The organism is Microvirga yunnanensis, assembly GCF_025460875.1.
In genome coordinates this window covers 20,049-27,161 of the sequence record NZ_JAMXFI010000108.1, presented here as the reverse complement: position 1 = coordinate 27,161, position 7,113 = coordinate 20,049, and the positions used below count along the sequence as shown (strand labels likewise).

Sequence of the window (7,113 nt, the reverse complement as noted above, 5' to 3'; positions counted from 1 at the left end):
CGAGAAGGCCGTATCGGCCTTCGGCATCACGAAGGGCGCGCGCGACATGGATTCGACCCCGCCCGCGATCATGATCTCGGCCTCGCCCGCCTTGATGGCGCGGGCCGCCGCGATTACCGCGTCCATGCCCGAGCCGCAGAGGCGGTTCATGGTGGTTCCGGGGATCACGCCGGGCAATCCCGCCAGCAGCACGGCCATGCGGGCCACGTTCCGGTTGTCCTCGCCGGCCTGGTTGGCGCAGCCGTAGATCACGTCGTCCACGGCCTCGAAATCGAGGTTCGGCAGGCGCTCGCGCAGCGCCTTCAGGGGCACGGCCGCGAGGTCGTCGGCACGGACGCCGGACAGGGAGCCGCCATAGCGGCCGATGGGCGTGCGCACATAGGCGCAGATAAAGGCTTCACGCATCTCAAGTCCCCTTCTTGCCGCCGTGAGCTCTCTCGGTCCGGGCCTGAAGCTCGCGCAGGGTGGTGAGTTCGAGGTCGGTCGGGGGAGGCGTCTCCTCGAGACGCTCGGAGAATCGCACCCTCCAGCCGCAGGTTTCCTGCACCATATCCCGGGTCACGCCGGGGTGCATCGACACCACGGTGAATTCCTTGGTCTCCGGATCGGGCTTCCAGAGAGCCAGATCCGTGATCAGGAGCGTCGGGCCCTTCGTGGTGATGCCGAGCCGCTCGCGGTGGTTGCCGCCCTCGCCGTGGCCGAACGAGGTATAGAAGTCGATTTTTTCCACCATGCCGCGGGTCGCCTGCTTCATGGTGATGAACACCTCCTTGCAGGAGGTGGCGATCTCCGGCGCGCCGCCGCCGCCGGGCAGGCGCACCTTGGGCTTGCGGTAGTCGCCGATCACCGTGGTGTTGATGTTGCCGAAGCGGTCGAGCTGGGCGGCCCCGAGGAACCCGATGGAGATGCGCCCGCCCTGGAGCCAGTAGCGGAACAACTCGGGCACCGAGACGGTCGTCACGGCGGTCTCGCACAACTCGCCGTCCCCGATGGAGAGCGGGAGCACGCTCGGCGCCGTGCCGATGGTGCCGCTCTCGTAGATGAGGGTGATGTCGGGCGCATGGGTGAGCCGCGCCACGTTGCAGGCGGCGGACGGCGCGCCGATGCCCACGAAGCAGACGTCGTCGTTGGAGAGCGCCCGGGCCGCCGCGATGGTCATCATCTCGTTGGGCGTGAAATCCGACAGGCTGGTCATTCGTGCAATCCCTTCACGCGCTGGGCGAACACCTCGGGACCCCGGTCGAGCACGTTCTCCTTCATCCAGGCGGTGAAGAGATCGCGGTCGGCGGAGATCTTGTCCCATTCGAGATAGGCGGCGTTGTCGCGGTCGTAATAGCCGTGGGTATAGGACGGATGCGCCCCGCCCGGCACCTGCGCGATGGACGTGACGGTCCAGTGCGGCAGCACGCAGAGGTTCGGGTGAAGGTCGTCGAAATCCTCCACGATCTCCTCGACCGTCACGACGGAGCGCCTGGCGGCGAGCACGGCCTCCTTCTGCACGCCGATGATGCCCTCCACCAGCACGTCCCCGCGCCGGCTCGCCTTCTGGGCATGGATGACGGCGACATCCGGGCGGTGCGCCGGCACGGCCGCAAGCTCCTCGCCGGTGAACGGGCACGTGATGCTCCGGATTGCGGGGTTGACCTCCTTCAGGCCCGCCCCGCGATAGCCGCGGAACACCGCGCAGGGAAGGGCCGCCGCGCCCGCCTCGTAGGCGTTGGCCATGGCGGCATGGCTGTGCTCCACGGTCTCGATGGCGCGCGGCCAGCCGTTCTCGATGGCGTCCCGCATGCGGCGCAGCAGGCCGACGCCGGGATTGCCCGCATAGGAGAAGATCACCTTCTTCACCAGACCCATGCCGATCATCTGGTCGTAGATGATGTCCGGGGTCATGCGGATGAGGATGAGGTCCCCGATCCCCTGGCGGATCACCTCGTGGGCGGCCGCGTGGGGGATCAGGTGGGTGAACCCTTCGAAGGCGACCGTGTCGCCCTCGCGCAGGTTCTCGGCAACGGCCTCTTTGAGGCTCTGGAACTTGGCCATGCTATGCTCTCGGGTCGTCGGTCAGATGTCGAAGAACACGGTTTCCTTCTCACCCTGGAGATGGATGTCGAAGGTGTAGGCAGGCATTCCGTTCTCCTCGCCGCGGGTGGCAATCAGGGTGGGAATCCGGTTCCTGCGGGCGATCTGGGCGAGCACCGGGCATTCCGCGTTGGCCGCCTCCTCGTCGGAGAAGTACAGGCGCGTGTGCAGCCCGATATTGATGCCGCGCGCCACGATCCACACCGTGATGTGCGGCGCCATCATCCGTCCGTCCCGGAACGGCACGCGTCCCGGCTTGACCGTCTCGAAGCGGTATTCGCCCGTGGTGCCGTCGCAGGGCTGGCGGCCCCAGCCGACGAAGTTCGGATCGGCCTTGCCGCGGGTCTCCTCGGGGCTGTTGTAGAGCCCTTCGGCATCCGCCTGCCAGATCTCCACCAGGGCATCGCGGAGGACGTCGCCGGCGCCGTCGAAGATGCGGCCCTTGACGATGATGCACTCGCCCTTGGTCTCGGGGCCCACCAGCACCAGCCCCAGATCCTCGTTCCAGACGCCGGTGATCTCGACCCAGTTCGGGTTCGTGCCGATATGCACGTAGGGCCCCGCCGTCTGCGAGGGCGATTCTTTAAGGAAATCGAGCTTCTGAACCATCAGTTCCCCTCCATCCGGTTCTCGAACATGGTCGAGCGGCGGCCGCGCAGGACGATGTCGAACTTGTAGGCGAGCGAGTCCATCGGCAGGGTGTTCTGCCGGTCGAGCGCCGCGATGAGCTGCTCGACGGCGGCCCTGTCGGGCACCGTCATGGCGATCGGATCCTGCCAGATCATTGGGTCGCCCTCGAAATATATCTGGGTGATCAGGCGCTGCGCGAAAGCATGGCCGAACACTGAGAAGTGAATGTGCGCCGGGCGCCAGTCGTTCACCCCGTTCGGCCACGGATAGGCGCCGGGCTTGATGGTGCGGAACCAGTAGCGCCCCTCCTCGTCGGTGATCATGCGGCCGCAGCCGCCGAAGTTCGGGTCGATGGCCGCGAGATAGGTTTCCTTCTTGTGGCGGTAGCGCCCGCCGGCATTGGCCTGCCAGAACTCCACCAGGGCGCCGGGCACCGGACGGGCGTTCTCGTCGAGCACGCGGCCGTAGACCACGATGCGCTGCCCGATGGCCTCGCCGGTCTTGGCGTAGTTGCGGATGAGGTCGTTGTCCAAGGGGCCGATCTTGGAATGCCCGAACACCGGACCGGTCGATTCCGACAGCGTGTTCTCGAGCGAGATCAGCGGCTGCTGCGGCGAGCGCAGAACCGAGGTCTTGTAGGACGGCGTGAAGGCCGGCGGGTGCCAGGTCCGGTCACGCTGGAAATACTGGCCGTTGTCACTCATGCTGGCTCCTCCCGGATCCGTCCTCTTGTGTGTTTCCCGAAGCGGCGTCCATGTCCGCGAAGGTCTTCTTGACGATCTTGATGGCGTGGTTCGCCGCCGGCACGCCGGCATAGACGGCCACGTGCAGCAGCGCCTCCTTGATGTCCTCCTTGGTGGCGCCCGTGTTGCGGGTGGCGCGCACATGCATGGCGACCTCGTCGTCCTGCCCGAGCGCCGCGAGCAGCGCGATGGTCACGATGGATCGCTCCCGCTTCGTGAAGCCGGGGCGCGACCACACCGTGCCCCAGGCGCCTTCGGTGATGAAGGTCTGGAAATCGGCGTCGAACTCCGTCATCTGCGCGCTCGCCCGGTCCACATGCGCGTCGCCGAGCACCTCGCGGCGCACCGCCATGCCGGCCTTGTAGCGCTCGCTCCGTTCCTGTTCAGACAAGTCCCGCCTCCTGAAGATGATGGCCGATGAGCCGCGACAGCGCGGCCGGCTGCTCGACGCAGGGGATGTGCCCTGCCCCGTCGATGAGCGCGAAGCGCGCGCCGGGAATGCGGTCCGCCGTGCCCTTGACCACGTCCGCCGGCGTCGATCCGTCCTGGTCGCCAGCGACGCAGAGCGTCGGCGCGGCGATCCGGCCGGCGTCGGGCCGCAGGTCCGCGTCGCGGATCGCCGCGCAGGTGCCCGCATAGCCGTGATCGGGCGTGCGGACCAGCATGTTGCGCCAGCCCGCGACCTCGTCCGCACGCGTCTCGCGGAACAAAGGCGTGAACCAGCGCTGGAGCACGGCGTCGGCGATGGGCTCGATGCCGCCGTCTTCGACCGCGGTGATGCGCTCGGCCCAGCTTTCCGGCGTGCCGATCTTCGCGGCCGTGCAGCAGAGCACGAGCGCCCGGACGCGCTCGGGAGCCCGCACGGCGATGCGCTGGCCGATCATGCCGCCGACCGAGAGGCCGACGAAGGCGGCCCGGTCGAGTCCCAGATGGTCGAGAAGCGCGATCAGGTCGTCCGTGTGATCGTCGATCGTGTAGGGCGCGGGCGGCGCGTCCGAGAGCCCGTGCCCGCGCTTGTCGTACAGGATGATCCGGTACCTGTCCGCGAAAGCCGGCACGACGTCCTGCCAGATGCGCACGTCGCTGCCGAGGGAGTTGACGAAGACGAGCGCCGGCCCGTCGGACCGCTCGAGTTCCTGGACGTGCAGAACGATTCCGTTGACGCGTGTGAAAGCCATTCCCAACCTCAATGCAGCGAGCCGACGCCGATATAGTGCTCGACCAGGTTCTGGTCGGCGCGCAGGGCCTCGCTCGTCCCCTGCCAGGCGATGCGACCGCGCTCCAGGATCAGGACCGATTCCGCGAAATCGAGCGCGCTCTCGAGCCGCTGCTCGACCAGCAGGATCGTCATCTCGCCGCTGGAAGCAAGCCGCGTGAAGGCCGCCATGAGCTCCTCGCAGATCACCGGCGCCAGCCCCTCCAGCGGCTCGTCGAGGAGCAGGACGGACGGACGGCCCAGGATGGTGCGCGCGGTCGAGAGCATCTGCTGCTCGCCGCCCGACAGCTGCCAGCCGAGATTGTTGCGCCGCTCGTGCAGGCGCGGGAACATGTCGTAGGCTTCCTGGATGACGCTGCGCGGCCGGTCCTTGACCCCGACGATCAGGTTCTCCTCCACGGTGAGCGAGCGGAAGATGTCGCGGGTCTGAGGCACGAGGCCGATGCCCCGGCGCGCCCGCTCGGAACTCTTGAGCGACGACACGTCGGCGCCGCCGATCAGGATCTCGCCGCCGTAGCGGCGGTTCATGCCCATCAGGGTCGAGAGCAGCGTCGTCTTGCCCATGCCGTTGCGGCCGAGAATGGACAGGCGCGCCCCGGACGGTACGGAGAAGGAGACGTCCTCCAGGACGATCGTCGGGCCGTAGCCCGCGCTCAATCCGCGGACCTCAAGCGACGCTGCGGGCATGGGCATAGTTCCCCAGATAGGCTTCACGGACCCGGTCGTCGGCGGCGACGTCGGACGGCAGGCCCTCGAAGATGATCTCGCCCGCCGCCAGCACGACCACGCGCCGGGCGAAGCGGAAGACGAGATCCATGTCGTGCTCGATCATCAGCACGGCGAGGCTCGGCGGCAGGCGCTCCAGCGCCTGCTCGATCCTGGGCGTGTCGCTCGACGGGACGCCGGCGGCCGGCTCGTCGAGCAGCAGCACCTTCGGCCGAAGCGCCAGCGCGATGCCGATCTCCAGAAGCCGCTGCTGGCCGTAGGCGATCTCGCCGACCCTGCGGCGGGCCACGTCGAGCAGGCCGAGCGTCGAGAGAATGCCCTCCACCTCGCCGGCCACCTCGGAATGGCCCGTGAAGCGGCTCAGGATGCGGCGCGCCTTGCCTTCCCGCTGGAGCACGGTGAGCGTCACATGCTCCTCCGGGGTCAGCTCGGAGAAGAGGCGCGTCACCTGGAAGGTGCGCACCAGTCCCTTGCGCACCCGCCGCACGGCTCCGAGGCCGGTGACGTCCTCGCCCGCGAGGACGACGCGCCCGGCGCTCGGACGGATCTGCCCCGTCACCAGATTGACGAAGGTGGTCTTGCCGGCGCCGTTCGGGCCGATCAGGGCCAGCCGCTCGCCCGCCGGCATCGACAGGGAAATGTTGCGGCTGACCGCGAGGCCGCCGAAATTCTTGGTCAGGCCCTCGACGCGGAACAGGTCGCTCATGGGCGCCCTCCCTTGCTGCGCCTGGCCGATCGGGTGATCGTCTCGAGAACGCCGCTCAGCCCGCCGGGCGCCGCCAGCACCACGGCGATCAGCAGGGCTCCCACCATGGTCATCCAGTGGAACGGGTTGATGGCCGACACGATGTGCTCGAACCCCATGAAGATCACCGTGCCCACGAGCGCGCCGTAGAGCGAGCCGAGACCGCCGAGCACGAGCATGACCAGGGCATTGGCCGAGAGCTCGAAGCTGACGCTGTCGAGGCCGACCACCTGGGTGGAGATCGCCGCGAGAGCCCCGCCCATGCCGGCCACCGCGCCGGAGATCACGAACATCTTCAACAGCACCGGGAACACGAAGGACCCCATGGCGCGGATGCGGATCGGGTCCTGCTTGATGCCCCGGCAGAGCATGCCGAAGGGCGACGACACGATGAATTTCAGGACGACGAACACGACGACCAGCAGGGCGAGCCCGAAGAGATAGGCGGTCTGTCCCCAGAGGTCGAACTCGAACAGGCCGAAGAGCGGGCTCACCGTCAGGCCCGCGAGCCCGTCGCTGCCGCCCGTATAGGCCGAGGCCTTGTTGGCCGCCTCGTGGAAGAGCTGGACGATGGCGATGGACAGGACGAGCTGCGCCAGCCCGTGGGCGCGCAGCATGATCGTGCCCATGAGAAGGCCCGCCGCCGCCCCGGCGGCCGCCCCGATGACGATCAGGGTCAGGGGCTCGGTGACGCCGTTCACGCAGGCCATTCCCGCCGCGTAGGCGCCCGCCCCGAAGAGCGAGGCCTGTCCCAGCGAGGCCACGCCGCAATAGCCCGTGATGAGGTCGAGCGACAGGACGAGGAGCGCCACCGCGATGACCCGGGTCAGGAGGGCCAGGTTGTCGGGGAACAGCCAGTACCCGGCAAGGCCCGCCGCGACGATCAGGGCGAGGCCGATCGCGTCCCGCAGCCACCGGTTTCCGATGGAAGACGGCGCTGGAACTCTCTGTGCTTGAGCGACGGCCTGCAC

10 protein-coding genes are annotated in these 7,113 nt (G+C 68.2%); all 10 read right to left on the bottom strand.

Translation table 11 applies throughout. The features are described 5' to 3' along the window. A partial coding sequence (locus NF876_RS33595; protein WP_315975103.1) for a thiolase family protein occupies window positions 1-405 on the bottom strand: 405 nt, incomplete at its 3' end. A gap of 1 nt (window position 406) precedes the next feature. After that, entirely contained in the window at window positions 407-1,195 is a 789-nt protein-coding gene (locus tag NF876_RS33590) for a CoA-transferase subunit beta (RefSeq protein ID WP_262272489.1), read from the bottom strand. Next, window positions 1,192-2,043: a CoA transferase subunit A gene (locus NF876_RS33585; RefSeq protein ID WP_262272488.1), complete on the bottom strand. Its 852-nt coding sequence runs from the start codon at window positions 2,041-2,043 to the stop codon at window positions 1,192-1,194. The genes NF876_RS33590 and NF876_RS33585 overlap by 4 nt, the downstream gene beginning before the upstream one ends. Window positions 2,044-2,064: 21 nt before the next feature. Then, window positions 2,065-2,691, bottom strand: a complete 627-nt coding sequence (gene pcaG / locus NF876_RS33580) for a protocatechuate 3,4-dioxygenase subunit alpha (RefSeq protein ID WP_262272487.1) — start codon at window positions 2,689-2,691, stop codon at window positions 2,065-2,067. Continuing rightward, on the bottom strand, window positions 2,691-3,416 hold the full coding sequence (gene pcaH, locus NF876_RS33575) for a protocatechuate 3,4-dioxygenase subunit beta (RefSeq protein WP_262272486.1): 726 nt from the start codon (window positions 3,414-3,416) through the stop codon (window positions 2,691-2,693). Before pcaH ends, pcaG begins: the two co-directional genes overlap by 1 nt. Beyond that, window positions 3,409-3,807, bottom strand: coding sequence for a 4-carboxymuconolactone decarboxylase (gene pcaC / locus NF876_RS33570; RefSeq protein ID WP_262272492.1), 399 nt, complete (start codon window positions 3,805-3,807; stop codon window positions 3,409-3,411). Before pcaC ends, pcaH begins: the two co-directional genes overlap by 8 nt. Before the next feature lie 31 nt (window positions 3,808-3,838). Continuing rightward, the gene (gene pcaD / locus NF876_RS33565; RefSeq protein ID WP_262272485.1) at window positions 3,839-4,633 is read right to left on the bottom strand and encodes a 3-oxoadipate enol-lactonase; all 795 of its coding nucleotides are present in this window, start codon (window positions 4,631-4,633) and stop codon (window positions 3,839-3,841) included. An 8-nt stretch (window positions 4,634-4,641) separates the two neighbouring features. Beyond that, window positions 4,642-5,358, bottom strand: a complete 717-nt coding sequence (locus NF876_RS33560; RefSeq protein ID WP_262272484.1) for an ABC transporter ATP-binding protein — start codon at window positions 5,356-5,358, stop codon at window positions 4,642-4,644. Further along, window positions 5,339-6,103, bottom strand: a complete 765-nt coding sequence (locus tag NF876_RS33555) for an ABC transporter ATP-binding protein (protein WP_262272483.1) — start codon at window positions 6,101-6,103, stop codon at window positions 5,339-5,341. Before NF876_RS33555 ends, NF876_RS33560 begins: the two co-directional genes overlap by 20 nt. After that, window positions 6,100-7,113 carry a branched-chain amino acid ABC transporter permease gene (locus tag NF876_RS33550; RefSeq protein WP_373696762.1) on the bottom strand — a complete coding sequence of 338 codons (1,014 nt, stop codon included), beginning with the start codon at window positions 7,111-7,113 and terminating at the stop codon, window positions 6,100-6,102. The genes NF876_RS33555 and NF876_RS33550 overlap by 4 nt, the downstream gene beginning before the upstream one ends.